The 25,466-nt window shown below is 72.7% G+C and carries 21 protein-coding genes; 3 read left to right on the plus strand and 18 right to left on the minus strand.

Annotation, left to right across the window (positions count from 1 at the left end; all coding sequences use genetic code 11):
- Positions 1–43 precede the first annotated feature (43 nt).
- Positions 44–1,420, plus strand: coding sequence for a cytochrome P450 (locus ACZ5WG_RS31585; RefSeq protein ID WP_468727684.1), 1,377 nt, complete (start codon positions 44–46; stop codon positions 1,418–1,420).
- A gap of 36 nt (positions 1,421–1,456) precedes the next feature.
- Here the strand turns inward: ACZ5WG_RS31585 and ACZ5WG_RS31590 are convergent, their stop codons facing one another.
- Entirely contained in the window at positions 1,457–3,001 is a 1,545-nt protein-coding gene (locus tag ACZ5WG_RS31590; protein ID WP_468727686.1) for an MFS transporter, read from the minus strand.
- A gap of 97 nt (positions 3,002–3,098) precedes the next feature.
- On the opposite strand from ACZ5WG_RS31590, the gene ACZ5WG_RS31595 reads away from it, so the two are divergent.
- Positions 3,099–5,168 (plus strand): prolyl oligopeptidase family serine peptidase, encoded by a 2,070-nt coding sequence (locus ACZ5WG_RS31595; RefSeq protein WP_468727687.1) that lies wholly within the window; start codon positions 3,099–3,101, stop codon positions 5,166–5,168.
- Positions 5,169–5,183: 15 nt separating this feature from the next.
- Here ACZ5WG_RS31595 and ACZ5WG_RS31600 read toward each other — a convergent pair whose 3' ends face one another.
- The 16 genes from ACZ5WG_RS31600 to ACZ5WG_RS31675 form a co-directional block, all read right to left on the minus strand.
- Positions 5,184–5,852 carry an HAD family hydrolase gene (locus ACZ5WG_RS31600; protein ID WP_468727688.1) on the minus strand — a complete coding sequence of 223 codons (669 nt, stop codon included), beginning with the start codon at positions 5,850–5,852 and terminating at the stop codon, positions 5,184–5,186.
- A 101-nt stretch (positions 5,853–5,953) separates the two neighbouring features.
- Positions 5,954–6,889, minus strand: a complete 936-nt coding sequence (locus tag ACZ5WG_RS31605) for an ABC transporter ATP-binding protein (RefSeq protein WP_468727785.1) — start codon at positions 6,887–6,889, stop codon at positions 5,954–5,956.
- Positions 6,890–6,987: 98 nt separating this feature from the next.
- Positions 6,988–8,058 (minus strand): ABC transporter ATP-binding protein, encoded by a 1,071-nt coding sequence (locus ACZ5WG_RS31610; protein ID WP_468727689.1) that lies wholly within the window; start codon positions 8,056–8,058, stop codon positions 6,988–6,990.
- Positions 8,058–9,044, minus strand: a complete 987-nt coding sequence (locus tag ACZ5WG_RS31615) for an ABC transporter permease (protein ID WP_468727690.1) — start codon at positions 9,042–9,044, stop codon at positions 8,058–8,060. The genes ACZ5WG_RS31610 and ACZ5WG_RS31615 overlap by 1 nt, the downstream gene beginning before the upstream one ends.
- Positions 9,041–10,045, minus strand: a complete 1,005-nt coding sequence (locus ACZ5WG_RS31620; RefSeq protein WP_468727692.1) for an ABC transporter permease — start codon at positions 10,043–10,045, stop codon at positions 9,041–9,043. Before ACZ5WG_RS31620 ends, ACZ5WG_RS31615 begins: the two co-directional genes overlap by 4 nt.
- Before the next feature lie 22 nt (positions 10,046–10,067).
- Positions 10,068–11,810, minus strand: coding sequence for an ABC transporter substrate-binding protein (locus tag ACZ5WG_RS31625; RefSeq protein ID WP_468727693.1), 1,743 nt, complete (start codon positions 11,808–11,810; stop codon positions 10,068–10,070).
- A gap of 269 nt (positions 11,811–12,079) precedes the next feature.
- Entirely contained in the window at positions 12,080–12,799 is a 720-nt protein-coding gene (locus ACZ5WG_RS31630) for a scabin-related ADP-ribosyltransferase (protein WP_468727694.1), read from the minus strand.
- 139 nt (positions 12,800–12,938) lie between these two features.
- The gene (locus tag ACZ5WG_RS31635; RefSeq protein WP_468727695.1) at positions 12,939–13,649 is read right to left on the minus strand and encodes a GntR family transcriptional regulator; all 711 of its coding nucleotides are present in this window, start codon (positions 13,647–13,649) and stop codon (positions 12,939–12,941) included.
- Between the two features lie 55 nt (positions 13,650–13,704).
- Positions 13,705–14,667, minus strand: a complete 963-nt coding sequence (locus ACZ5WG_RS31640; RefSeq protein ID WP_468727696.1) for an ornithine cyclodeaminase family protein — start codon at positions 14,665–14,667, stop codon at positions 13,705–13,707.
- Entirely contained in the window at positions 14,664–15,710 is a 1,047-nt protein-coding gene (locus ACZ5WG_RS31645) for a proline racemase family protein (RefSeq protein WP_468727697.1), read from the minus strand. Before ACZ5WG_RS31645 ends, ACZ5WG_RS31640 begins: the two co-directional genes overlap by 4 nt.
- Positions 15,707–16,711: a proline racemase family protein gene (locus tag ACZ5WG_RS31650; protein WP_468727698.1), complete on the minus strand. Its 1,005-nt coding sequence runs from the start codon at positions 16,709–16,711 to the stop codon at positions 15,707–15,709. The genes ACZ5WG_RS31645 and ACZ5WG_RS31650 overlap by 4 nt, the downstream gene beginning before the upstream one ends.
- A 16-nt stretch (positions 16,712–16,727) precedes the next feature.
- The gene (locus tag ACZ5WG_RS31655) at positions 16,728–17,663 is read right to left on the minus strand and encodes a dihydrodipicolinate synthase family protein (protein ID WP_468727699.1); all 936 of its coding nucleotides are present in this window, start codon (positions 17,661–17,663) and stop codon (positions 16,728–16,730) included.
- Between the two features lie 76 nt (positions 17,664–17,739).
- Complete coding sequence (locus ACZ5WG_RS31660) at positions 17,740–19,167, minus strand: FAD/NAD(P)-dependent oxidoreductase (protein ID WP_468727700.1); 1,428 nt, start codon at positions 19,165–19,167, stop codon at positions 17,740–17,742.
- Positions 19,148–19,462 carry a (2Fe-2S)-binding protein gene (locus ACZ5WG_RS31665; RefSeq protein ID WP_468727701.1) on the minus strand — a complete coding sequence of 105 codons (315 nt, stop codon included), beginning with the start codon at positions 19,460–19,462 and terminating at the stop codon, positions 19,148–19,150. The genes ACZ5WG_RS31660 and ACZ5WG_RS31665 overlap by 20 nt, the downstream gene beginning before the upstream one ends.
- A gap of 199 nt (positions 19,463–19,661) precedes the next feature.
- Positions 19,662–20,813, minus strand: coding sequence for an NAD(P)/FAD-dependent oxidoreductase (locus ACZ5WG_RS31670; RefSeq protein ID WP_468727702.1), 1,152 nt, complete (start codon positions 20,811–20,813; stop codon positions 19,662–19,664).
- A 91-nt stretch (positions 20,814–20,904) separates the two neighbouring features.
- The gene (locus tag ACZ5WG_RS31675; protein WP_468727703.1) at positions 20,905–23,301 is read right to left on the minus strand and encodes a collagenase; all 2,397 of its coding nucleotides are present in this window, start codon (positions 23,299–23,301) and stop codon (positions 20,905–20,907) included.
- Between the two features lie 173 nt (positions 23,302–23,474).
- Between ACZ5WG_RS31675 and ACZ5WG_RS31680 the strand changes: the two genes are divergently transcribed.
- On the plus strand, positions 23,475–24,848 hold the full coding sequence (locus ACZ5WG_RS31680) for an aminopeptidase P family protein (RefSeq protein WP_468727704.1): 1,374 nt from the start codon (positions 23,475–23,477) through the stop codon (positions 24,846–24,848).
- A gap of 49 nt (positions 24,849–24,897) precedes the next feature.
- Here the strand turns inward: ACZ5WG_RS31680 and ACZ5WG_RS31685 are convergent, their stop codons facing one another.
- Positions 24,898–25,446 carry a hypothetical protein gene (locus ACZ5WG_RS31685; RefSeq protein WP_468727705.1) on the minus strand — a complete coding sequence of 183 codons (549 nt, stop codon included), beginning with the start codon at positions 25,444–25,446 and terminating at the stop codon, positions 24,898–24,900.
- Positions 25,447–25,466 lie beyond the last annotated feature (20 nt).

The following is a 25,466-nucleotide window of genomic DNA, read 5'->3' on the forward strand; positions in this document are numbered from 1 at the left end:
CGGGCAGAATCGGCCCCGTCGGTACGGTGTCGAGGGGGCGGCCATGGCAGCAGTGGATACACGGACGGAAACCGGTACGGAGGTACCCGCGCTCGGCGGGATCCCCCTGCTCGGTTCCCTGTTCGACCTGAAATCGGACTCGCTCGGAACCTATCTGCGCGCCCAGCAGCAGCACGGCGACGTCGTACGGATCACCGCCGGCCCGCCGGGGCTGCGCGCCGAGCTGTACTGCATCTTCTCCGCGGAGGGCGCGCAGCAGGTCCTGGCCTCGGAGTCGGCCAACTTCCGCAAGGACAACGCCTTCTACCAAGAGCTCCGGGACTCCTTCGGCAACGGCCTGCTGACCAGCCAGGACGAGGACTACCTGCGCCAGCGGCGGCTGGTCCAGCCGCTGTTCACCAAGCGCCGGGTGGACGGCTACGCCGACGCCGTCGCGGCCGAGACCCGGGCCGTCATCGCGGGCTGGGAGAAGGCCCCCGGCGCGGTGGTCGACGTCGGCGAGGAGATGATGCAGCTCGCCCTGCGCGCGGTCGCCCGGATCCTCTTCGGCACCGACGTGGACGCCACCGTCGACGTCGTCGACCGGTGTTTTCCGGTCATCACGGATTACGTGCTGCGCCGCGGCTACTCCCCCGCCAACATCCCGCGTACCTGGCCCACGCCGGGCAACAAGCGGGCGGCCGCCGCGATGGACGAGCTGTACGCGGTGTGCGACAAGATCATCGCTGAGCGGCGCAGCGGGGCCGGGGGCGAGGACCTGCTGAGTCTGCTGGCCACCGCCACGAGCACGGACGACGGCGAGTTCGACGCCGCCGAGCTGCGCGACCAGGTACTGATCTTCCTGCTCGCCGGCCACGAGACGACGGCCACCTCGCTCGCCTTCTCCCTGCACCTGCTGGCCCGGCACCCCGAGCAGCAGGCGCGGGCCCGGGAGGAGATCTCCCGCGTACTGGGCGACCGTACGCCGGAAGCCGCCGACCTGGACCGCCTCCCGTACCTCACTCAGGTCCTCAAGGAGGCGATGCGGCTCTATCCGGCCGCCCCGGTCATCGGCCGCAGCTCGGTCGCGGCCACCGAGGTCGGGGGACGGACCATCCCGGCGGGCTCCGACGTGATCCTGGCTCCCTGGGTGACGCACCGGCACCCCCGGTACTGGCCGGACCCGGACCGCTTCGACCCGGACCGCTTCACCCCGGAGGCGGAGGCCGGGCGCCCGCGCTACGCCTGGTTCCCGTTCGGCGGCGGCCCGCGCGCCTGCATCGGGCAGCACTTCTCGATGCTGGAGTCGGTGATCGCGCTGGCGATGATCCTGCGGGCGTACGAGTTCGAGGCCGTGGACACCGACGTCCCGGTCAGCGCCGGGATCACCCTGCGGGCGGAGGGCCCGGTCCGCTGCCGGGTCCGGGGCACGGCCGTGTGAGACACGCAGGCGGGCGGCTTGCGCCGCCCGCGCGTCTCAGGCAGCCGCCTGGACGTGGTTGCCCTTGAGGCGTTCCAGGTCCGAGGGGCGGACCTGGATGACGAACAGGGCGATGAGCGCCGCGATCAGGGCGAAGCCTGCAGCGACGATGAACGCGGCGCTCACGCCCGAGGTGAGCACCTGGTCGCCCCACGGGTCCGGAAGTTGGCCTGTACGCAGGAAGACGGCCTTCTGGACCGGGGCGGCCTGGCTCAGGAACGCCGGGACCAGGTCGTGGGCCTCGTTGCGGCTGGCCGTACCGAACACCGTGACCAGGATCGACAGGCCCAGCGATCCGCCCACCTGCTGCGTCGTGTTGAGCAGTCCGGATGCCGCGCCCGACTCCCGGTCGGCGACGTTGGAGAGGGCCATCAGGGTCAGCGAGACGAACTGCATGCCCATGCCGAGGCTGAAGACGAGCATCGGGCCCAGGATGCTGCCGAGGTACGTCGAGTGGATGTCGGTCTGCGTCAGCCAGGCCAGGCCGGCCGCCGAGCACAGGGCGCCCGTCACCATGAAGGGTTTCGGTCCGATTCTGGGCAGCAGCTGGGACGTGATGCCCGCGCCGACGGCGATGACGACGCTCACCGGCAGGAACGCGACGCCGGCCTGGATCGGGCTGAAGTCCAGCACGTTCTGCACGAACAGGGTCAGGAAGAAGAACATGCCGAACATCGCGCAGGCGAGGAAGAGCATGATGCCGTACGACCCGGCCCGGTTGCGGTCGGCGAACATGTGCAGCGGGGTGATCGGCTGCGGCGAGCGCCGCTCGTTGAGGAAGAACAGCAGGAGCAGGACCACGGCCGCACCGAAGGATCCGAGGGTGACCGGGTCGGTCCAGCCCTCCTGGGAGGCGCGGATGAAGCCGTAGACGAGCGCGACCATGCCCAGGGTGGACAGCAGCGCGCCGGCGAGGTCGAAGTGTCCGGGGTGGCGTTCGGACTCCCGGATGACCCGCGCCGCCATCACCGCAATGGCCAGGGCGATCGGGACGTTGACGAAGAGCACCCAGCGCCAGCTGAGCCATTCGACGAGGACGCCGCCGGCCAGCAGGCCGATCGCGCCACCACCCGCCGAGACCGCGGCGAACACGCCGAACGCCCGGTTGCGCGCCGGGCCTTCGTGGAACGTGGTGGAGATCAGCGCCAGCGCGGTCGGGGAGGCGATGGCGGCGCCGACGCCCTGCAGGGCCCGGGCGGCCATCAGCTGGCCCTCGTTCTGCGCGAGTCCGCCCAGCATCGAGGCCAGGCCGAAGAGCAGGACGCCGAAGATGAACACGCGCTTGCGGCCGAGGATGTCGCCGGTGCGCCCGCCGAGGAGGAGCAGTCCGCCGAAGGTGAGGGTATAGGCGTTGACGACCCAGGACAGGCTCTCGGTGGAGAAGCCGAGGGCGGTCTGGATGTGCGGCAGCGCGATGTTCACGATGGTGATGTCGAGGACGACCATCAGCTGGCACGAGGCGATGACGAACAGCGCCAGCCCGTTGCCGCTGCCCCGGACCTTGCCGTCGGTCCCGCTGGTCGGCGTTGCGTTGTGGTCCACCTTTTCGACGCTAAACCTGCTACCCGGGGTACACCACTCGAATGGCCTAGGCTGCATGACATGTACAGTGTGCCATTTCACATGACACACTACGATCATGGATGACTTCCTCAGGCTCTCCGCGAGCACCGGCCGCTTCACGTACGGCGCCCCGCGCGCGTTCTCCTTCGGGGACGACGGCCGGCTGCTCTGGTTCCTCCGCTCCACCGGCCCCGCCGACGCCTTCGACAGCCTCTGGGTCCTGGACACCGCCACCGGCACCGAGACCCGCCTCGCCGACCCCCGCGAGCTGTCCCCCGAGCCGGGCGCCCTGCCGGCCGCCGAGCGCCGGCTGCGGGAGCGGATCCGGCTGGTCGCCGCCGGGATCGGCTCGTACGCGCTCTCCGGCGACGGCCGCAGCGCGGTGTTCCCGCTGTACGGGCGGCTGTACCGGGTCAGGTACGAGGACGCCCCCGCGGTCGAGGCGGTTCCCGCCGCCGGGCCCGCCCTCGACCCCCGGCTCGACGCCGACGGCTCCCGCACCGCGTACGTCGCCGACGACGTCCTGTACACCCACCCGGGCGGCCGGGTCAGCCCCGCCGACGGAGCCCGCTGGGGCGTGGCGGAGTTCGCCGCCGCCGAGGAGCTGGACCGGGGCCGGGGCCACTGGTGGTCCCCCGACGGGGAGACCCTGCTGGCCGCCCGCGTCGACGAATCCGCCCTCCAGCGGCGCCACTTCGCCGATCCTGCGCACCCCGAGCTCCCGCCCGAGGACTTCGCGTATCCCGAGGCGGGCGGGCCCAACGCCGAGGTCCAGCTGTGGGTTCTCGGCCCCGGCAGCACCCGGGTACGGCTCGACTGGGACGCCGAGGCGTACCCGTACGTCTCCGACGTCGACTGGCCCGCCGATGACACGGCGGAACGGGAGATCCTGCTCACCGTCCGGGACCGGCTCCAGAGGTGCGTCCTGCTGCTCTCCGCCGACCCGGCCACCGGCCGTACCCGGGAGCTGTCCCGCACCACCCACCCCCAGTGGGTCGACCCGATGCTGCCCGGCACCCCGGCCCGGCTCGCCGACGGCCGGATGCTCACCGCCGCCGACACCCCGGACGGCGCCGCCCGCGGCCTCGCCGTCGACGGGAAACCGCTCACCGGGGACGGCATCCAGGTCCGCCGGGTGGCCGGCACCCACGGCGACCGGCTGCTGATCGAGGCCGGCCTGCGCGACCCCGCCGAACAGCAGGTCCTGCTCCTCGACCCCGCCACCGGTGAGCTCACCCCGCTGGCCGACGGACCGGGGGTGCACAGCGTCCAGGCCTCCGCCGGAACACTGCTGCTGACCTCCGCCGACGCCGACGGGACCAGGCGGACCGTGCGCACGGCCGACGGGCGCGAGTTCGCTCCGGCCGACCTGTCCGCGCCGCTGCCCTACCGGGTGGTCCCGCTGCTGGAGCGGGTCACCGAGCACGCCGTCCCCACCTCGGTGGTGTTCCCCCGCGGCCACGTCCCCGGCCGGCGGCTGCCCGTCCTCATGGACAGCTACGGCGGCCCCGGCTTCCAGGACGTGTCCGCCGAGCCGCGCCGCTGGCAGCACCGCCAGTGGTGGGCCGACCGGGGCTTCGCGGTGGTGACCGTCGACAACCGCGGAACCCCGTACGTCTCCCCCGCCTTCACCCACGCCGTGTACCGCGGGTTCTCCGAGGTCACCCTGGACGACCAGGTCGAGGCCCTGCACGCACTCGGCGAACGCCACCCGGACCTGGACCTCGGCCGGGTGGGGGTACGCGGCTGGTCGTACGGCGGCTACCTGTCCGCGATGGCGGTGCTGCGCCGCCCGGACGTCTTCCACGCGGCGGCCGCCGGGGCCGCGCCGACCGACTTCCGGCACTACGACACGGCGTACACCGAGCGCTACCTCGGGCTCCCGCAGGAGAACCCCGAGGTGTACGAGCGGGACTCGCTGATCCCGGACGCCCCGAACCTGATCCGGCCGCTGCTGCTGGTCACGGGCCTGGCCGACGACAACGTCCACCCCTCGCACACCCTGCGCCTCTCCCAGGCCCTGACGGACGCAGGCCGCCCGCACCAGCTCCTGGCCCTGCCCGGCGTCACCCACATGACCCCGAACGGCACGAAGGAGAAGCTCATGGCCCTGGAACTGGAGTTCTTCCGCCGCGAACTGGCCTGACGGCTTGCGGACCGCTCAGACCGCGGAGTCCCGGTGCGCTCCCGTCGCGAAGGCGAGGATGTCGGGTACCGCCTCGCGCAGGCTCGCGAAGTGGCGGTGCACCCCGTCCACCGGGACCGCGGTGTTGACTCCCCACACGGTCATGCCGGCCCGCAGCCCGGACTCGACGCCGGACGGGGCGTCCTCGATGACCAGGCAGTCCTCCGGCCTGGCACCGAGACGCTCCGCGGCCAGCAGGTAGGGGACCGGCGACGGCTTGCCCTCGTCGACGGCCGCGGCGTCCACGACCACGCCCGGAACCGGCAGTCCGGTCCGGGCGAACCGCCCGCGCACCCGGTGCCCGTAGTTCGAGGTCACCAGTGCCCAGCACCCCGAGGGCAGGCCGGACAGCAGCTCCGCTGCGCCGTCGAAGGCCGCGTAGACACCGGACCGGACGTCCTCGTCCTCCAGTTCGTGCAGGGCGGCCAGGCATGTCTGCGGGTCCTGTTCCGGGGCCACCGCCGCGAAGGTCTCCATGGGACGCGTCCGCAGCGCGACTTGATGGACGGCCTCGGGGTCGAGTCCGTACCGCCCCGCCCATGTCTCCCAGACCCGGCGCTGGTTGGCCACCGCGTCGATCAAGGTCCCGTCGACATCGAAGAGGACGTGTCGCACGGAGCCCGGCAGGGTCGGTTCGCTGGTCACGCCGTGATCATGCCATCAGCCCCACAGCTCGCGGACGGCGGGAGGACCCCGGGCCGATCGTGTCGGCCCGGGGTCCTCCTCCTTCTTCCCCTGGATCCCCGTCAGTCACCGGGGAAGTGGCAGGCCACCTCGCGGGAGGCGGCGATCCGGAGCAGCGGGCGCTCCGTCCGGCAGATCTCCTGCGCCTTCGGGCAGCGCGGGTGGAACGTGCAGCCCGGGGGCGGCGCGGCCGGGCTCGGCGGGTCGCCGAGCAGCACGATCCGCTCCCGCCGCCGCTCGGCCGCCGGGTCCGGCAGCGGTACGGCGGACAGCAGCGCCCGGGTGTACGGGTGCTGGGGGTTCTCGTACAAGCTGCGCTTCTCGCCGATCTCGACGATCCGGCCGAGGTACATGACGGCGACCCGGTCGCTGACCCGTTTCACCACGGACAGGTCGTGCGCGATGAACACGTAGGCCAGGCCGAGTTCGCGGCGCAGGCGCTCCATCAGGTTGACGATCTGCGCCTGGACGGAGACGTCGAGCGCGGAGACGGGTTCGTCGGCGACGATCAGCCGGGGGCTGGTGGCCAGTGAGCGGGCGATCCCGATGCGCTGGGCCTGGCCGCCGGAGAACTCGTGCGGGTAGCGGTCGATGTGCTCCGGGATCAGCCCGACCAGGTCCATCAGCTCGGCCGCCCGGCGGCGCGCGTCGGATGCCGACCAGCCCTGCACGAGCAGCGGGTCGGAGATGATCCGGGCCACCGTCTGGCGGGGGTTGAGGGAGGAGTGCGGGTCCTGGAAGACCATCTGGAGGTGGCGGCGCAGCGGACGGAGTCTTCCTTGCGGAAGCCGGGTGATGTCCCGTCCGCCGAAGGCGATACTGCCCGAGGTGGGCTCCAGCAGCCGCACCAGCATCCGGCCGGTGGTGGACTTCCCGCAGCCCGACTCGCCCACCAGGCCGAGGGTTTCGCCCGCCGCGAGGTCGAAGGAGATCCCGTCGACGGCGCGCACGGGCGCCCCCCGGCGCCCGGACGCGGCGCGCCTGCCGGGGAAGGCCATGGTGAGATCGCGTACGGACAGCAGCGGATCGGGCGGCGCCGGATCCGTCCCGGCCCGGTCCGGCCGTGCGGTGGTGTCAGGGGGGCGGGCCTCTACGGTCATCGGGACGCCTCCGGGGCGGTCGGGGCGGTCAGGGCAGCCGGGGTGGACGCCGTGCCCGGCACGGCGTCGGCTCCCGTGAAATGGCATGCGGCAGTGCGCCCGGCGATCCCGTAGGGCCGTGGCTCGGGACGCTCGGTGGCACAGCGGCGCTGCTGCTCCGGGGTGCCCGCGGCGGCGAGGTGGCAGCGCGGGGCGAACGCGCAGCCCGGGGCGGGCGCGAGCAGGGAGGGCGGGGAGCCGGGGATGGCCCGCAGGGGCTCGTCGTCGGCGTCGTCCAGCCGGGGCAGCGAGTCGAGCAGTCCACGGGTGTACGGGTGCGCCGGGTCGGCGAACAGCTCGTCGACGCCGGCCTGTTCGGCGGCCCGGCCGCCGTACATGACCAGCACCTCGTGCGCGACGCGGGCGACCACCCCCAGGTCGTGGGTGATCATCACGACGCCGAGGCCGCGCTCCTGCTGGAGCCGGGCGATGAGCTCCAGGATCTGCGCCTGCACGGTCACGTCGAGGGCGGTGGTGGGCTCGTCGGCGATCAGCAGATCGGGTTCGCAGGCCAGCGCCATGGCGATCATCGCGCGCTGGCGCATGCCGCCGGAGAACTGGTGCGGGTACTCCCCCGCCCGGCGGGCCGGTTCCGGGATGCCGACCTCGCCGAGCATGTCGACGGCGCGCCGGCGCGCGGCGGCCCGGCCGGACTTGAAGTGCACCCGGAAGTGCTCGGCGATCTGCTCGCCGACGGTGTAGTAGGGGTGCAGGCTGGACAGCGGGTCCTGGAAGATCATGGCCATCTTCCGGCCGCGCAGCCGGGACAGCTCCTTCTCGGACATGCCGGTCAGCTCCTGTCCGGCCAGTGCGATGGAGCCGCCGACCTCGGCGCCCCGGTGCAGGCCCATGACGGCGAGCGAGGTGACCGATTTGCCGGACCCGGATTCACCGACGATGCCGAGGGTCCGCCCGGCCTCCACGGTGAAGCCGAGCGCGTCGACGGCCCGTACGGAGCCGCGCGGGGTGGTGAAGGTGACGCGCAGGTCGCGCACTTCCAGCAGGGGGGCGGCGGCTGGTGCGGCCATCAGTACCTCACCCTCGGGTCGATGACGGCGTACAGGAGGTCGACGACGAGGTTGGCGACGACGATGAAGAAGGCGGCGAGCAGCGTGACCCCGAGGACCACCGGCTGGTCCGAGCTGACCAGGGCCCCGTAGAACAGCCTCCCGATGCCCGGGAGTCCGAAGATGGACTCGGTGATGACGGCTCCGGCGAGCAGCCCGCCCAGGTCCATGCCGAAGATCGTGAGGATCGGGGTCATCCCGGAGCGCAGCCCGTGCTTGACGACGACCGTGCGCTCGGGCATGCCCTTGGCGCGGGCGGTACGGATGTACGGCTCGGCCATGGCCTCGATCATGGAGCCCCGGCTCTGGCGGGCGTACATGGCCGCGTAGAGCAGGGCGAGCGCGGTCCAGGGCAGCAGCAGGTTGGCCGCCCAGGCGCCCGGGTCGTCGGTGAAGGCCTGGTAGGTGGGGTAGGGCAGGAGCCCGGCGACGCGGATGACCCCGTAGATGAGCATCACGGAGGTGAAGTAGACCGGCAGCGAGGCAGCGGCGACCGCGCCGACCATCAGTGCCTTGTCGGTGGCGGTGTCCTTGCGCAGGGCCGCGGTGACCCCGGCGCCCAGGCCGAGGACGAGCCACAGCACGGCGGCGCCCACGGCGAGGGAGGCGGAGACCGGGAGGCGGTCCATCAGCAGGTCCCACACGGGCAGGGAGTTCTCGTACGAGTAGCCCAGGCAGGGGAAGTCGCACTGGACGGCGTACTGGCCGGTGCCGAGGGTGCGGCCGGTGAAGATGCCGGTGAGGAAATCGGCGAACTGCCGCCACACCGGCTGGTCCAGGCCGAGGTACTCCCGTACGTCGGCCAGCCTTTCGGCGCTGCAGGTCTTGCCGCAGGCGGCCGCGGCCGGGTCGGAGGGCAGGACGTAGAAGATGAGGAAGGTGACGGCGGCGATGGCGAGCAGGACGCCCGCGAGGGCGAGCAGCCGGCGTCCGAGGTAGAGGATCACGTGCGGCCGCCCCTCGGGTCGAGGATGTCGCGCAGGGCGTCGCCGAGCAGGGTGAAGGCGAGTACCGCGAGGAAGAGGAAGGTGCTCGGGATGACGAAGTACATGGGGTCGGTCTCGTAGAAGGCGACGGATTCGGCGATCATCTGGCCCCAGGACGGGGTGGGCGGACGCACGCCCACGCCGAGGTAGCTGAGCGCGGCCTCGGTGCTGATCATGCCGGGGATCAGCAGGGTGGTGTAGGCGATGACCGGGCCGGAGACGCCCGGGAGGATGTCGCGGGTCAGGATCCGCCAGGAGCTCGAACCGCCGACGCGGGCGGCGTCGACGTACTCGCGGTGTCTGAGGGAGAGGGTCTGGCCGCGGACGACGCGGGCGACGCCGGGCCAGCCGAAGACGCCGATGACGGCGGTCATGAGCACGATCCGGTTGACGTCCTTGGCCACCGACAGCATCGCGATCATGAAGATGAGGGAGGGGAAGGACATGGTCAGGTCCATCAGCCGGGACAAGGCCGCGTCGGTGCGGCCGCCGAAGTAGCCGGCCGCGATCCCGGCGGCGGTGCCGGCGACCACGACGATGGCGGTGGCGGCGAAGGCGATGAGGAGGGAGACCTGGGCGCCGTGGACGACACGGGCGAACAGGTCGCGGCCGGTGACGGGTTCGACGCCGAGCCAGTGCTCGGGGCTGATCCCGCCGAGGGAGCCGAGGGGCTGGCCGCCGAGGTAGGGGTCGATGGCGGACTTGTCGAACTCCTCGGGGGACCAGCCGCCGAGCGCGCCCAGCCAGGGGGCGGTGACGGCCATCAGGACGAAGAGGAGGACGACGCAGAGGCTGACGCGGACGGCGGGGCGGCGGCGGAGCTCCCGCCGGGCGAGCTGCCAGGGGCTGCTGCCGGTGGCTGCCGCCGCGGGACCGTCCTTGGCGGCGCCGGGGGCCGGTGCCCCGCCCGGGGCCGGGGCAGGGGCCGCCTGGCCGCCTGCACCGGGTGCGGTGGTGGTCATGGTGTCGGGGGTTCCGTCGTCCTCAGCCCTGGCTCTTCGAGGGGTCCTTGAGGCCGACCGTGCCGTAGTCGATGGTGCCGGTCCACACGGGGTGGCCGTAGGCGCCCGCGATGTTGGGGCCGACGAGCAGCGGCTTGCGCTCGAGCAGGACCGGGACGGCCGGGGACTTCTTCATGATCTCGGCGTCGAGGTCGATCCAGGCCTGGTTGGCCTGCTTGGCGTCGGCCATGGCGTTGATCTCGTCGATCCGCTTGATGGTGGCCTCGTCGCGGAACTGGCTGTTGTTGCCCTGGTTGCCCTTCTCCTTGATGGTGCGTCCGTCGAAGACGAAGGGGATCCAGGTGGAGCCGGAGGGGTAGTCGGGGCACCAGCCGGAGAGCGTCATGTCGGGGGTGGTGGAGAGGTCGCCGATGACGTCGTAGTACGCGCCGGGGTCGATGGTGTCGATGACGACCTCGATGCCGACGCGGGACAGGCCCTGCTGGATGGCCTCGGCCTTGTTCTTGTCGCCGGTGGAGACGGCGAGGGAGACCTTCAGGGTCTCCTTGCCGGCGGCCTTGAGGAGCTCCTTGGCCTTGGCGGGGTCGCCCGCCGGGGCGATCTTGAGGGTGTCGGCCTGCTTGCCGCCGGAAAGAGCCGGGGGCAGGTAGGCGGTGGCGACCTCGTTGAGGGCCGGGCCGCCGCCCGCGGTGACCACCGCCTCCTTGTCGACGGCGTACTGCATGGCCTCGCGGACCTTGGGATCGTTGAACGGCGCCCGGGAGTTGTTCAGGGAGAGCATCTCGGTGCAGCCCTGGGACTCGGCGAGCAGGCGCGCCTTGATGTCCTGCTTCGGCAGCACCTTGGGGGCGCTCTCGGGGCGCATGTCCATGTACTGGACGGTGGAGGCGTCGGCGCCCTCGCCGGCGATGATGCGGTCGTCGATCTGGCCACCCTTGAGGCCCATGACCACGACGAACTTGTCGGGGTAGGCCTTTCTGACCGTGTCGGTCTTCGGGTCCCAGTGCTCGTTGCGGACGAGGACGAGCTTCTTGTCTCGGTCGTACGACTCGATCTTGTACGGGCCGGAGGAGAACGGGCGGGCGTCGTACTGGGTGCCCTTCTCCTGGGACTGCGGGACCGGGGCGAAGGTGGGGAGGGTGGCGGTGGCCGAGAACTCGGCGACGGGGCGCTTGAGTTCGAAGACGATGGTGCGGTCGTCGGGGGTCTTGACGGAGTCGAGGTGCTGCCCCTGGAGCGGGCCCTTGTAGCCCTCCGTGCCGGCCAGGTACTGGGCGGCGTAGTCGGGGCCGCCGGTGAGGTCGGGGGCGAAGGAGCGCTCGACGTTGTACTTGACGTCCTGGGCCTTGATCGGCGTTCCGTCCTCGTACTTCACGCCCTCCTTGAGGGTGAAGGTCCAGGTCTTGCCTCCGTTGGAGGGCGTGCCGAGGTCGGTGGCGAGGTCGGGGACGAGCTCGCTGCCGGCCTTGCCGGGCTCGGCCTTGAAGGTGACGAGCGTGCGGTAGAGGAGCCGGGTCCCGAAGTCCATGGCCGGCATGACCCAGTTGCGAGCGGGGTCGAGGTGGGCGAAGTCCTGGTTGGACAGGACGGTCAGGGTCCCGCCCTTGACCGGGGTGCCGCCGAGGACCTTGCCGTCGTTGGCGGCGGCGGGGTTGCTCGCGCCGGCGCCGGTGGAGCCCTTCTTGGGGTCGGAGCAGCCCGAGGCGCCGAGTGCGAGTGCGGCCACCAGGGCGGTGGCGAGGGCGAGTTGGGTGCGCTTGGTCATGGGTCACTCCAGTGAAGGGCCGCGCTCTATGATGTGACCGGTAACATAGTAATGTGAAATTGCACTGACAAGAGGTTGGTGTCGCCGTTACCCAGCCGTATCCAAATCCGGCCCCTCAGAAGCGAGTTGAATCTGCCGGGCAGCCCGAGCGCGGCGACTGCCCGACGGCGCGCAGCGCCAGGCGGTCGAGGGTCGTCATCCCGTCACCACCTGGCGCTGCGCGTCACGACGAACGGCCGGAGCGGCACCGGCTCCCACCGGGGATCAGCTCAATGCGACGAACCGGCCGTTTGCTTTTCCTTGTGCTTGCTCAGGACCGGACGGAAGTTGCTGTTCGTCACACAGCCGAGGTTCGTGTAGATCCTGTCGTTCGTCTGCGGGTCGAAGCCGGCGAGGTGGTACTGGCAGGCTCCTTCGATGAACCTGGCTTCGACGCCGCCGGGAAAGTCGATCTCCTTGTTCCACAGGAACTGCGACTGGAGGCCCGTCTGCCGCGCGGTGGCGTTGATGTCGATCCCGCCGGGAGCCTGGATCGCGTAGACCCAGCCGTCGTTCCCGCCCCCCGTGGCGAATTCCTGCGCCACCCACCGCTCACAAGTGGTGCTCACGTGCGCGGCGTTCAGCTGCCCGCTCCCTCCGATGATCCACTGCGACAGCGGGGTGAGGTCCGAGCCCCGCCCGGCGAAGCCGCTGGTGAAGATCGTTTGGGGGGGCCGCGTGTCGCCCCGCCACAGCGTGTTCACGTCGTGCCGCCAGTACCAGGCCTCGCGCACCGCGGCGAGGTCCACCTCCGGCCGGATCCCGGGGTCCTTCGTCGTCTGCATCCACTCCGACGCGCTGTAGCCGCCGGTCGGGCCGCAGGGGCCGGTATCACGGATCTGCTGCGGGGTGCCCGGATACGGATCCGCCGCGCTGGCGGGTGAGCCGAACGCCAACGAGACGGTGACCAGGACGGTGGCGGAGGCGATCCGGAATGCAGTCTTCAACACAGTCGGCACAACCCATCACTCGGTGCACAGGACTCTGTGTTGGTAGACGGATTCCGGGCGGAACCAACCTCCGTTCGCAGCCGTCACCCGGCAGCCTCAGGAGGTCCACCCGCCCGGCGCACTCTCCCCGTCAGACGGCCTAGACGCCCGAGCCGAGGCCTCCCGGCGTGCGGCCGACCGGCTCGTCGCGGCCCTGGGCCCAGAGGGAGCGGACGTGGCCGAGGTGGCGGACCATGCAGGCCTCCGCCGCTTCCGCGTCCCCGGCGATCATCAGGTCCAGCAGCTCGATGTGCTCCTCGGCGGACGAGACCAGCTTCCCGGCCTCGTCCAGGCCCGTCAGTCCGTACAGCCTCGACCGCTTGCGCAGGTCGCCGACCGTCTCCACCAGGCGGTCGTTGCCCGCCAGGGCGAGCAGCGAGAGGTGGAAGCGGCGGTCCGCCTCCAGGTAGCCGATGAGGTTGTGCTCGCGGGCGCTGGTGACGATCTCCTCCGCGACGGGCCGCAGGGCCTCCAGCTGCTCCGCCGTGGCGATCTTCGTGATCCGGCCGATGGTCGGCACCTCGATCATCGTGCGCAGTTCGGTGTACTGGTCCAGGTCGCGCTCGCTGACCTCGGTGATCCGGAAGCCCTTGTTGCGGACGGGTTCCACCAGGCCCTCGCGGGCCAGGTCGAGCATCGCCTCGCGGACGGGCGTTGCGGAAACCCCGAGTTCGGCGGCCAGGCCGGGTGCCGAGTAGACGCTGCCGGGGCGCAGTTCACCCGCTATCAGGGCGGCTCGAAGGGCGTGGCCGACCTGGTCGCGGAGCCGTTCCTGGGCCTTGATGAGACTGTGCTGCTTCAGGTCACCCATTACTGTTCCTCCGAACCCCTTTGCACCACCGAGTGCAGAGGAACAGCGTACAATGTCACGTTGCGCTTATTCTCCGAGCGGTGGTGTCTCCCGCGGCGCGATACATCGCCACCGCCACAGCGAGATCTTCCCAGGCCATGCCCACGCTCTTGAAGAGCTGTGGACAACTCGGGGGTCCGGCCACCGGCATCCGGCCCGTCACCAGGTCGGCCAGGGTGCCGCTGATATGACCGGGCCCGACGGCCCCCTCCGCCTCCGGCACCAGCAGGTCCCCGGCCTCGCGCAGCGCCGCCGCCCTCGACTCCACGTACACCGCGGCCCGCCGCACGAGGGCGGTGTCGGTCTCCCGGGCGTCCGGCTCGTGCGAGCCGACGGCCACGACCGTCGCGCCCGGGGCCACCAGCCGCCCGTCGAAAAGGGGCTCGCGGGCCGTGGTGCAGCACAGCACCAGGTCCGCGCCGGCCACGTCCGCCGGGGTGCCCGTACGGGCCGGGACCCCGAGGGTGCGGGCGTGCTCCGCCAGTTCCTCCGCGGCGACGGGATTGCGGGCGACGACCACGGCCTGCGCCAACTCCCGTACGGTCCGCACCGCTTCGAGATGACCGTACGCCTGTGGGCCGGCGCCGAAGAGCACCAACCGCAGGGCCCGCCCGGCCGGCGCGAGGTGGCGCAGGGCGAGCGCCGAGACCGCCGGGGTGCGCAGGGCGGTCAGCGCCGCGCCGTCGAACAGGGCCAGCGGGCGCAGGGTCGGCCCGTCCAGCAGCAGGTACGAGCCCGTGATGCGGGGCAGGCCGAGAGCCGGATTGCCGGGCGCCACCCCGGCGATCTTGACCCCGGCGTACGCCCCCGCCGCGGCCGGCATCAGCAGCAGCTCGCCGCCGCCCGGCACGGGGATGGCCGAGCGCTGCGGGCAGGACTCCGGGTCCAGCCCGGCCCTCAGTACGTCGGCCAGCGCGTCGGCGGCTGCGGCCGGGCTGAGCAGTGCCGCCGTCTCCGCGGCCTCGAACTGCGGGATCACAGCAGGAATCCGGGGCCGAGGGCGTCCTGCGGATCCAGTACGAAGGTGTGCTCGCCGGTGCGGTACGCCGTGCCGGTGACCTCCGTGACGAGGCCGTCGCGGGAGCCCCCGGGCAGCGCCCGGCCGGTGAACACCGTGCCGACCACCGACTCGTGGAGCAGGTCCTCGCCCGCCCCGAGCCGCCCGTCCTCGGCAAGCAGCGCGAGGCGCGCCGAGGTTCCCGAGCCGCAGGGCGAGCGGTCGATCTGCCCGTCGGCGAACACGGTGACATTGCGCTGGTGCGGCCCGAAGGGCGTGTCGGTCAGCTCCTCGTGGAGGATCACCCCGTAGACCCCGGACAGCAGCGGCCCATCGGGGTGCCAGGTACCCGGGTGGGCGGCCAGCGCGGCCCGGATCTCCTGCCCGGCCCGGACGAGTTCGGGCAGCGCGGCCCTGGAGACCGCCAGGCCGAGGTCCCGGGCGGCGACGGACGCGTAGCAGGCGCCGGCGTGCGCGAGGTCCACCTCCGCCATGCCCAGGGTGGTCGCCACCGGCACCTTGCGGGCGCCGACCCGGGCCGGGACGTTGCGGAAGGTGACCCCGGTGGTGCGGCCGCCGCTGCGGTGGACGGTCGCGGCGACCCGGCCCGACGGCACGTCGATCCGCACCTGTACGTCCCCGTCGTCCGGGGCGGCGACCCGGCCGGTGTCCACGGCCCAGGCGCCGAGGGCCATCGTGCCGTGGCCGCAGGCGGTGGAGTAGCCGTCCTTGTGCCAGAACAGCACACCGAAGTGGGCCCCGTCGTCGTCCGGGGGCACGACGAACCCGCCGTACATCCCGGCGTGTCCGCGCGGCTCCTGCACGAGGAGCCTCCTTACGTCGTCCAGCGGGCTCCGGCGCGGGGCCGTCCCGGAGCCTCCGGGACCGATCGCGGTGGCGCAGCGCTCGGCGACGGTGTCCCCGGGCACGGGCGGCAGGCCGGCCGCGGCGACGTCGACGATCCTGAAGGGCTCCCCGGCGGTGTGGTAGTCCACGGTGCGTACGGCGGCGTTCGCGCCGCTCACAGCAGGAACCCTGCGGGGAAGGGGTCGGAGGGGTCGAGGAAGTACTGGGCGGTGCCGGTGATCCACGCCCGCCCGGTGACGGTGGGGACGACGGCGGGGAGCCCGCCCACCGTGGTCTCCCCGATCAGCCGGCCGGTGAACTCCGTCCCGATGAAGGACTCGTTGACGAAGTCCGCGCCGAGCTCGAGGAGACCGCGGGCGTGCAGCTGGGCCATGCGCGCGCTGGTCCCCGTACCGCAGGGCGAGCGGTCGAACCAGCCCGGGTGGATGGCCATGGCGTGCCGGGAGCGGCGGGCGTCGGAGCCGGGGGCGGCGAGGTAGACGTGCTTCACCCCGGCGATGGAGGGGTTCTCGGGGTGGACGGGCCGGTCGCCGGAGGCGTTGATCGCGTCCATGACGGCAAGTCCGGCGGCGAGCAGCTCGTCCTTGCGGTCACGGTCGAAGGGGAGCCCGAGGGAGTCGAGGTCGACGAAGGCGTAGAAGTTCCCGCCGTAGGCGAGGTCGTAGGTGACCGTGCCGTGGCCGGGGACCTCGGCCTTCAGGTCGAGCCCGACACAGAAGGAGGGGACGTTGGTGAGGGTGACGGCGGTGGCCGCCCCGTCCTCGACGCGGACGTCGACGCTGACCAGCCCGGCCGGGGTGTCCAGCCGGACGGTGGTGACCGGCTCGACGACCTCCACCATGCCCGTCTCCACCAGGACGGTGGCGACCCCGATGGTCCCGTGCCCGCACATGGGGAGCAGGCCCGACACCTCGATGTACAGCACGCCGAAGTCGGCGTCGGGCCGGGTGGGGGGCTGGAGGACGGCGCCGCTCATCGCGGAGTGGCCGCGCGGCTCGTACATGAGCAGGGTCCGGACGTGGTCCGTGTGCTCGATGAAGTGGAGCCGCTTCTCGGCCATGGTGGCGCCGGGGATCACCCCGACGCCGCCGGTGATCACCCGGGTCGGCATGCCCTCGGTGTGCGAGTCCACCGCGTGGTAGATGTGGCGCGTACGCATTCCGGTTCCCCCGTGACTAGTTGAGGCCCTCGGCGAGGGCCTTCTCGGTGGCGGCGCGGACGGCCGCCTCGGTCTCCCCGGTCAGGGGGAAGCGGGGCGGGCGGGTGGCGCCGCCGGGGCGTCCGGCGAGGTCCATGGAGAGCTTGATGGCCTGGACGAACTCGGTCTTGGAGTCCCAGCGCAGCAGGGAGTGCAGGGACTTGTACAGCGGCAGCGCGGTGGCGACGTCCCCGGCGACGGCGGCCCGGTAGAGCTCGGCGCAGGAACGCGGCAGGGCGTTGGGGTAGCCGGCGATCCAGCCGACCGCGCCGGCGAGGGCGAGTTCGAGGAGGACGTCGTCGGCGCCGATGAGCAGGTCGAGGCCGGGGGCGAGTTCGGCGATCTCGTAGGCGCGGCGGACGTCCCCGCTGAACTCCTTGACGGCGACGATGCTGCCGTCGCCGTGCAGGCGGGCGAGGAGGGCGGGGGTCAGGTCCACCTTGGTGTCGATGGGGTTGTTGTACGCGACGACGGGCAGCCCGGCGCGGGCGACCTCGGCGTAGTGGGCGCGCACGGTCGCCTCGTCGGCCCGGAAGGCGTTGGGGGGCAGCAGGAGCACGGAGCCCGCCCCGGCCTCGGCGGCCTGGTCGGCCCAGCGGCGGGCCTCGGCGCTGCCGTAGGCGGCGACGCCGGGCATGACACGGCCGCCGTCACCGCCGGCCGCCTCGACGGCGGTACGGACGACGCGGGAGCGCTCCTCGTCGGTGAGGGTCTGGTACTCCCCGAGCGAGCCGTTGGGGACCACGCCGTCGCAGCCGTTGGCGATCAGCCAGGCGACGTGCTCGGCGTAGGCGTCGTAGTCGACGCTCAGGTCCTCGCGCAGGGGCAGCGCGGTGGCGACCATGATGCCGTGCCAGGGGCGGGTGCGGGTGTCCGTACCGGTGGTGGGCGCGGGGGTGTGCGCGTCGGTCATGTGAGAGCTCCCTAGGGTGATGTGTGACATTTTACTAGTGGGTGTGAGGTGGCCACAAGGGCTCTGACCCGGTGGATCAACTGTCCGCCGGGGGCAGTTCGGCGAGATGGCGCAGCGGGACCGGGCAGGACAGGGGCCGCCGGTCGGGTGCGGGGTCCTGCCCGGCCAGGGCGGCGACGGCCGGTCCGCACATCCGGCCCTGGCACCAGCCCATTCCGGCCCGGGTGAGGAGTTTGACCGTACGGGCGTCCCGTGCGCCGAGGCCGGCGACGGCCTCGCGGATCCGGCCGGCCGGGACCTCCTCGCAGCGGCACACGTCGGTGTCGTCGCGGAGCCAGTCGGTCCAGCCGGCGCCCGGGCGGTGGGCGGCGCCCATGGCCTCGGCGAAGGCGCGGAGGCGGGCGCGGCGGCGGGCCAGGGCGGCGGGGACGGGCCGGCCGGCGATGGCGTGGGCGGCGATCTCCCCCTCGAGCAGGGCCAGTTGGGCACCACCGATGCCGCCGGTCTCACCGGCGGACCAGATGCCGGGGACGGAGGTCCGCTGCTCGGCGTCCAGCGCCAGGGCGGCGGTGTCGTCGGCACTGCGGCGGGTGGCGCAGCCGAGGCCGGTCGCCAGCTCCAGTTGGGGGACGAGCCCGTGGCCGACGGCGAGGGCGTCGCAGGGGATCCGGCGGGCGGTGCCGGGCACGGGCCGCCAGTCCCGGTCCAGGCGGGCCACGGTGACGGCCTCGACGCGGCCGGTGCCGTGTGCCGCGGTCACGGCGTGCCGGGTCAGCAGCCGGATGTGGCGACGGAGCAGGGCGCCGCCGTACGTGGCGGCCTCGGCGAGCTTGCCGGGGTTGCGCAGCAGGGCGGGGACGCGGCCGGCGTAGCCGCTGTACGCGGCGGCTTCGACGACGGCCGGCACCCGGGCCCCGGCGGCGGCGAGCGACCCTGCGACGGCGAGCAGCAGCGGCCCGCTCCCGGCGACGACGACCCGCTTGCCCGGCAGTACGAGCCCGCTCTTGAGCATGGCCTGCGCCCCGCCGGCCCCGACCACACCGGGCAGGGTCCAGCCGGGGAAGGGCAGTTGCCGCTCGTAGGACCCGGTGGCGAGGAGTACGGCCCGGGCGTGCAGGGTGGCGGCCGCCTCGTCGGGGCCGGCGACGGCGTGCAGTGTCCAGGCGGGGCCGTCCGGCACGACGGCCCAGACGTGGTGACCGGGCAGGTACGTGATCCGGCCGGCCTCCTCGTGGGCACGGAGGGCGGCTTCGCGGGAGGCGAAGGCGGCCCACCCGTGGTGCAGGGCTTCGGGACGGTCGGCCCCGAGCCCCGGCGCGGGGTGGCGGTAGTACTGCCCGCCGGGCCGCTCCCCCGCATCGAGGAGGACGACCCGCAGCCCGAGCCCGGCGGCGGTGACGGCGGCGGCGAGCCCGGCGGGGCCCGCACCGACGACGGCGAGGTCGGGCGCGGGGCCCGTCGCGGCGGGGCCGGACGCCGCGGGGTCAGACGCCGAGCTCGGCATGGCCGGTTCCCTCCTGGGTGGTGACGGTGTCCCCGGGGCGGGCGGGGACGAGGCAGGCGCGCTGGTTCGGGCGGCCGTTGACGGTGACGAGGCAGTCGTAGCAGCTGCCGATCCCGCAGAACGCCCCGCGCGGGGCACCGCGTTCGCGGGTGGTCCGCCAGGCGAGGATCCCGGCGCCCCACAGCACGGCGGCGATGCTCTGCCCCGCCTGGGCGCTGAGCTCCCGCCCGTCGAAGCGCAGGACGTACGTGGCCGAGGGGGCTCCGCCGACAAGGGTGCGCGGGGTCTGGCTCATCGGCGGTTCTCCTTGGGCGTGGTGCGGGTGGCGGGCCGGTACCGGGTTCCGCTGCGCGGGCCTTCTCCCGCCCCGCCCTTTCTCCGTTTCCCGGTGATCCGCCCCGGGCCCTCCCCCGGACGACGTCCGGGGGGACCCCCACGCCTCGAACGCCGGCGGGGCTGAATCTCGCACAGCCCGGATTCGGCGGCCGGGCCGGTCATCGGGCCGGGTCCCGGTCGAAGCGGGCGGGGTGGAACGGCGACAGGGGGAGCGGGGGCTCGGCCCCCGTCAGGGTCGCGGCGATCAGGACGCCCGTGGCCGGGGCCAGGCCGATGCCCGCGCCCTCGTGGCCGCAGGCGTGCAGCAGACCCGGGACCCGGGGGTCCGGTCCGATCGCCGGGAGGTGGTCCGGGAGGTACGGGCGGAAGCCGTGGTAGGTGCGGAGGATCCGGACGTCCGCCAGGACGGGGAACAGTGCCGCCGCCTGAGCCGCGAGGCGGCGCAGGGCCTCCACCGACAGGGACCGGTCGAAGCCGACCCGCTCCCGGGTGGCCCCGATCAGCACCGGGCCCGAGGGCGTGCCCTCCACCACCGCCGAGGACTGCAGGTCCGCCGAGCCGCTCGCGACGTCCGCGATGTAGTCGGCGGCGTAGACCTTGTGCCGGACCACCCTCGGCAGCGGCTCCGTCACCAGGACGAACCCGCGGCGCGGGAGCACCGGCAGGGACACGCCCGCCAGTTCCGCGATGCGGCCGCCCCAGGTCCCGGCCGCGTTCACCACCGCCGGGGCGAGGAGTTCACCACCGCGCGTGCGGACACCGCGGACACCTCCGGCCCCCGTCAGGATCCCGGTCACCTCCTCCCCCAGGTACACCGAAGCCCCCGAGGCGGCCAGCAGTCTGGCCGCCGCCTGGGCCGGCTGGACCTGGGCGTCCTGCGGGTACAGGAACCCGCCGGCCTGCCCCGGGGCCAGATGGGGCTCCAGCTCGCGGAGGTCGCGGGCCCCCGCCTCGATGGCTTCGACCCCGGCGGCACGCTGGCCTTCGGCGAAATCTCGCAGCGCCCCCAGCGAAGCCTCGTCCGGGGCGACGACGAGCCCGCCCTTGGCCTCGTACTCGATCTCCTGCGGGAGGACCGCGGCGAGTTCGCGCCACAGGCCGGCCGACAGGAGGGCCAGGTCGAGCTCCGGGCCCGCCTCCTTGTCGGAGACGAGCAGGTTGCCTTCACCGGCTCCCGTCGTGCCGCCCGCGACGGGGCCGCGGTCGACGACGGCCACGGAGAGTCCGGAGCGGGCCGCGTAGTACGCGATCGCGGCTCCGACGACGCCGGCGCCGATGATCACGACGTCCAGGGGATGTCTCTTGGGCACGGCAGTAATATGTCACATTCTTTAGTCGGTGCCTAGGTCGGCCGTGCCGGTCCCTCCCCCCGTTGCGGAAGGGACCGGCACGGTCGCGGGATCAGCTGCGCAGCGGGCCCTCGCAGCTGTAACTCGACGTCCCCGCCTTGTGGTCGGTCCAGATCTCCACGGGGCCGAAGGAGCAGTTCATGTCGGCCAGGTTGTTCGAGGCCGCGCCCGCCCGGTCGAGGATGAAGTAGTCCACCGTCTCCGACATGTCCTTGAAGTTCTGGTCGTCGCTGCGCCAGTTCTTCAGGTTCGCGGTGATCCGGCCGGTGCAGGTGAACCGGCGCTTGCCCGGGTCCCCGTTCTCCACGCAGTCCGGGGTGTTGTACGTGGCCGTCGCGAAGGCCGACTTCACGTTCGCCAGCGCGGAGTCCCGCAGCCGGTCGTTGGGCGTGAAGACGGTGTTCGGCACGTAGAGCTGGTCGACCTTGGCGATCTGCGCGTCCAGGAAGCGGTCGTAGTCGCGCTGGAGGTACGTGTCGGCACCCATCCGGTGGCGCCACGCGTCGTACCCGGCGACGTCGTTGGCCCGCAGGTGGGTGTACATCTCGCGCAGCAGCGAGGGCTTCTCGGTCCACAGGAACTCGAAGAACGTGCCCGCGTAGTTGTAGAAGCGGAATCCGTCGCCGTCGTACGTGGCGTTCAGCAGCTGCTCGACCGACATCCGCGGGCCGCCGCCGGCGGTGTCGCTGATGATGCCCTTGACCAGGGACTTGCGGACGGCGATGCCGTTGTCGCGGGTGGCGCCGTCGAAGAACTCGGCGGTGCCCTCGTCCATGGCGGTGGTGCGGTCGCCCTCGTACCAGGGGCCCTCGCCGAAGAACCCGGGGACGGCGAACCGGCCGTTGAGGTAGTGCGTGTACTCGTGGCGGAAGAGCTCTTCGAGGGTCAGGGAGGAGTCCTGCGGGACGCGCCGCTGGTACGTGTAGAAGGTGGCGCCGTTCTCGATGTACATGCCGCCGTTGCTGGTCCCGTAGCCGTACAGCATCGTCTGGTAGGTCACGTAGTCGGCGCGGGAGGCGTACAGCACGATGTTCAGCGTGGTGTTGGGGTCGCCGGCCAGCGGCTGGTCGGTCCCGAGCACCCGGTGGAACTGCGTCTTGACCTGCTTGCTCGCGTAGTAGAGCTGGTCGACGGTGGCCCGGTCGAGGGCCGTGCGGACCTTGATGGCGCCGCTGTCGTAGGTGTAGGTGTTCGGGAAGAGCATCTTCTCGATGTCCTCCTTGCACACCCCGTACTGCTTGCACGCGTTGTAGGTGTTCAGCCAGGAGACGATCTTGGCCCACTGCTCGCTGCCGTTGCCCCACCCGGACTTGACCGGCTCCAGGAGGGCGCCGAGGTCGGCGGCGATCTGGTCCTGGAGGCCGTCGATCTGGCCGAAGCGGCCGTACTCGCCGAGCGCGTCGCGGGCCGCCCAGTCGTTGGCGGTGCCCTTGAGGTGGGTGTATCCGGCGAAGGCCTTGAAGGCGGCCCGGTAGGAGGAGTCGGCCTTGGCCGCGGCCTGGAAGGCGCTGTCCTGGTTGCCCGGGTACACGCCGAGGTAGTTGACGGTGAGGGCGGCGAGCGCCGCACCGCCCCAGGCCGCGTCGGTGTTGGTCGCGGTGTGCGACGCGTCCAGGGTGGCCAGGACCTTCTTGACGAGGCCGAGCTGGCTCTGGCGCATGCCGGGGCCGGTCGCATAGAGGGCCTCGCGCAGGGTGCGGGCGTTGGAGGCGGTGGCGTCGAAGGTGCGGGCCGCATTGCCGAAGTCGGTGACGGCCTTGCTCATGGCGCCGACGGTCGCGGCGTCGGTGAGGTCGATCTCGGAGCGCGAGAAGTCGTGGTACATGGCGGCGTGCAGGTACGTGAACATCTCCTCCAGGTGCGAGGAGCCCCGGCCGTCGTGGGCGGCGGCCAGGCCGGATATCCGGCGGGAGACGGCCTGGACGTGCGCGTCGGTCATGACGGGCACCAGCCGGGCGTCCCAGGTCCAGATCAGCCCGCGCAGACAGCCGTCGGCGGTGACGGCCGGGTCGGCCAGGAAGTCGGCGAACTGCTCGGGGGACAGGCCCGTGATCCCGTCGAGGGTGCAGGGGACGCCCGCGGCGACGCTCTGCGCGGAGGTCGCGGCCTGGGCGGCGGCGGCGAGCTTGCGGCTCTTCTCGGTGCGCTCGGTGCGCTCGGCGGGAGCGGCGGCGGCCTGGGCGGCCCCGGGGACGCGGCCGTCGGCTGCCAGCCCACCGGGGGCCTGGGCCGTGGCGGGCGCGGCCTCCTTGGGCGAGGCGAGGTGGTCGACCTCGTCGAAGGGGTTCGGGGCGGGCGCACCCGAAGTGAAGGTGCCGGGCACGGCGGCGGGGGCGGCGGGCGCGGGCCGCCCGGCGGTCTGGGACACGGCCTGACCCGCGGAGGCGAGCAGCGTCACCGCGACGGCGGCGGAGAGGAGAGACGTACGCACAGCTCTGTGCTGAGACACCAAAGACTCCTGGTTGGGAGGGGAGGTGGGGGAAGTGGTGCGTGAACTGCCCTGCGTCACACGGCGTTTGACGGGGATTAACGTGCCGCGGTGTGAGCTGTAACATAGTAATGTGAAATTGCACTGACAAGACCTGTGCGCCCACCAGTTCGCATCTTCTTGAGGGAGCCCCCGTGACCGACACCTCCGCCCGCCTCAACATCGGCAGCCATGACCTGCCGGTATCACCGGAGTTGTCCCGTTTCATGGCCGCCGACTGGGCCGCGTCCCCCCTTCCCGACGCCGCGCGGGTCTCGGCGTACGAGGTCACCCCGGCCCGGCGCGCCCGGCTCTCGGCGCGCTTCCCGGGCGAGCGGCTGATCGTCCCGGCCGGCGAGCTCAAGGTCCGCTCCAACGACTGCGACCACCGCTTCCGCCCGCACAGCGCGTACGCCTGGCTGACCGGGCTGACGGGCGAGGACCAGGTGGGCCACGTCCTGGTGCTGGAGCCCTCGGGCCCGCACGGCCACGAGGCCGTGCTGTACCTGCGCCCCCGCTCCCCGCGCGTGGACGGCAACGAGGAGTTCTACCGGGACCGCCGGTACGGGGAGTTCTGGGTCGGCCGCCGCCCCGACCTGGCGGAGGCGCAGCGGCTGACCGGCCTGCGCTGCGCCCACCTGGACGACCTCGGCTCCCCGGCGGGCCGCAACGCCGCGGCCGACACCGAACTCGCCTCCGCCCTTTCCGAGTTGCGCCTGGTGAAGGACGCCTGGGAGGTGGGGCAGCTCCAGCTCGCCGTCGACCACACCGCCGCCGGTTTCGAGGACGTCGTACGGGCGCTGCCGCGCGCCCTGGCGCACCCGCGCGGCGAGCGGTGGATCGAGGGGGTCTTCGGCCTGCGCGCCCGGGCGGAGGGCAACGGCACCGGGTACGACACGATCGCGGCTTCGGGCGCGCACGCGTGCGTCCTGCACTGGATCCGCAACGACGGCCGGCTCGACCGCGGCGATCTGCTGCTGCTGGACGCGGGCGTGGAGACCGACAGCCTCTACACGGCGGACATCACGCGCACCCTCCCGCTGTCGGGGCGCTTCTCCCCCGTCCAGCGGCAGGTGTACGAACTGGTGCTGGCGGCGCAGGACGCGGGCATGGCGGCGCTGCGCCCGGGCGCGAGCTTCCGGGACTTCCACCGGGCCGGGATGCGGGTGATCGCGGAGGGCCTGGCGGAGTGGGGCGTCCTGAAGGACGCGCGGGGCGACCTGCACCGGCGGTACACGCTGTGCAGCAGCGGTCACATGCTGGGACTGGACGTCCACGACTGCGCGAAGGCGCGCGCGGAGACCTACCTGGACGGGGTCCTGGAGGAGGGCCAGGTGCTGACGGTCGAGCCGGGCCTGTACCTGCAGCCGGACGACGAGACCCTGCCCCCGGAGCTGCGCGGCATCGGGGTGCGCATCGAGGACGACCTGGTCATCACCGCGAAGGGCGCCCGACTGATGTCGGGCGCCCTGCCCCGCACGGTGGCGGGGATCGAGGAGTGGATGGGGTCCCTACTGGAGGCCCGGTGAAGCCGGACGGTCAGTGACCGGTGAAGCCTGCGGGCCGGCGGCCGAGTGGCTAGTGGCCACCGCCACCTCCGCCGCCCCCGCCGCCCCCGCCACCACCGTGGCCGCCGTTGCCTCCGCCGCCCCCGCCGTCGCCTCCGCCGCCCCCACCGCCGTCGTGGCCGCCGCCCCCGCCACCGCCGTCGCCGCCACGGCCGCCGCCGTCGTGGCCGCCGCCTCCACCGTCGCCGCCGTATCCGCCGCCGTCGTGGCCGCGGTCACCGGACCAGCCGTTGTCGTGGCCACCGCTCCAGTTGTCGTTGTTGCGGTCGTGGTTGGAGCGGCCGTCGTTCCAGTTGTTGTTCCAGTTGGCATTGTTGTGCCGGCCGTCGTTCCAGGAGTCGTTGTCCCAGCACCAGCTGGGGCGGTCGTTCCAGTTGTGCCAGCGGGAGGAGTCGCAGCAGTCACGCCGGTTGTCCCCGCGCCAGTCGTCGGAGCACCATCCCGTGTTGTTCTGCTGGGTCTGAGGAAGACCCGCGGCGAACGCCCCGCCGACAGGCATCAGGCCGAGCGCGAGGCCCGCGGCACCTGCCACGACCGTCGCGGTGATCACACGGCGCATGACCATGCACCTCCGAGCAT

The organism is Streptomyces sp. NPDC032745, from assembly GCF_055579465.1.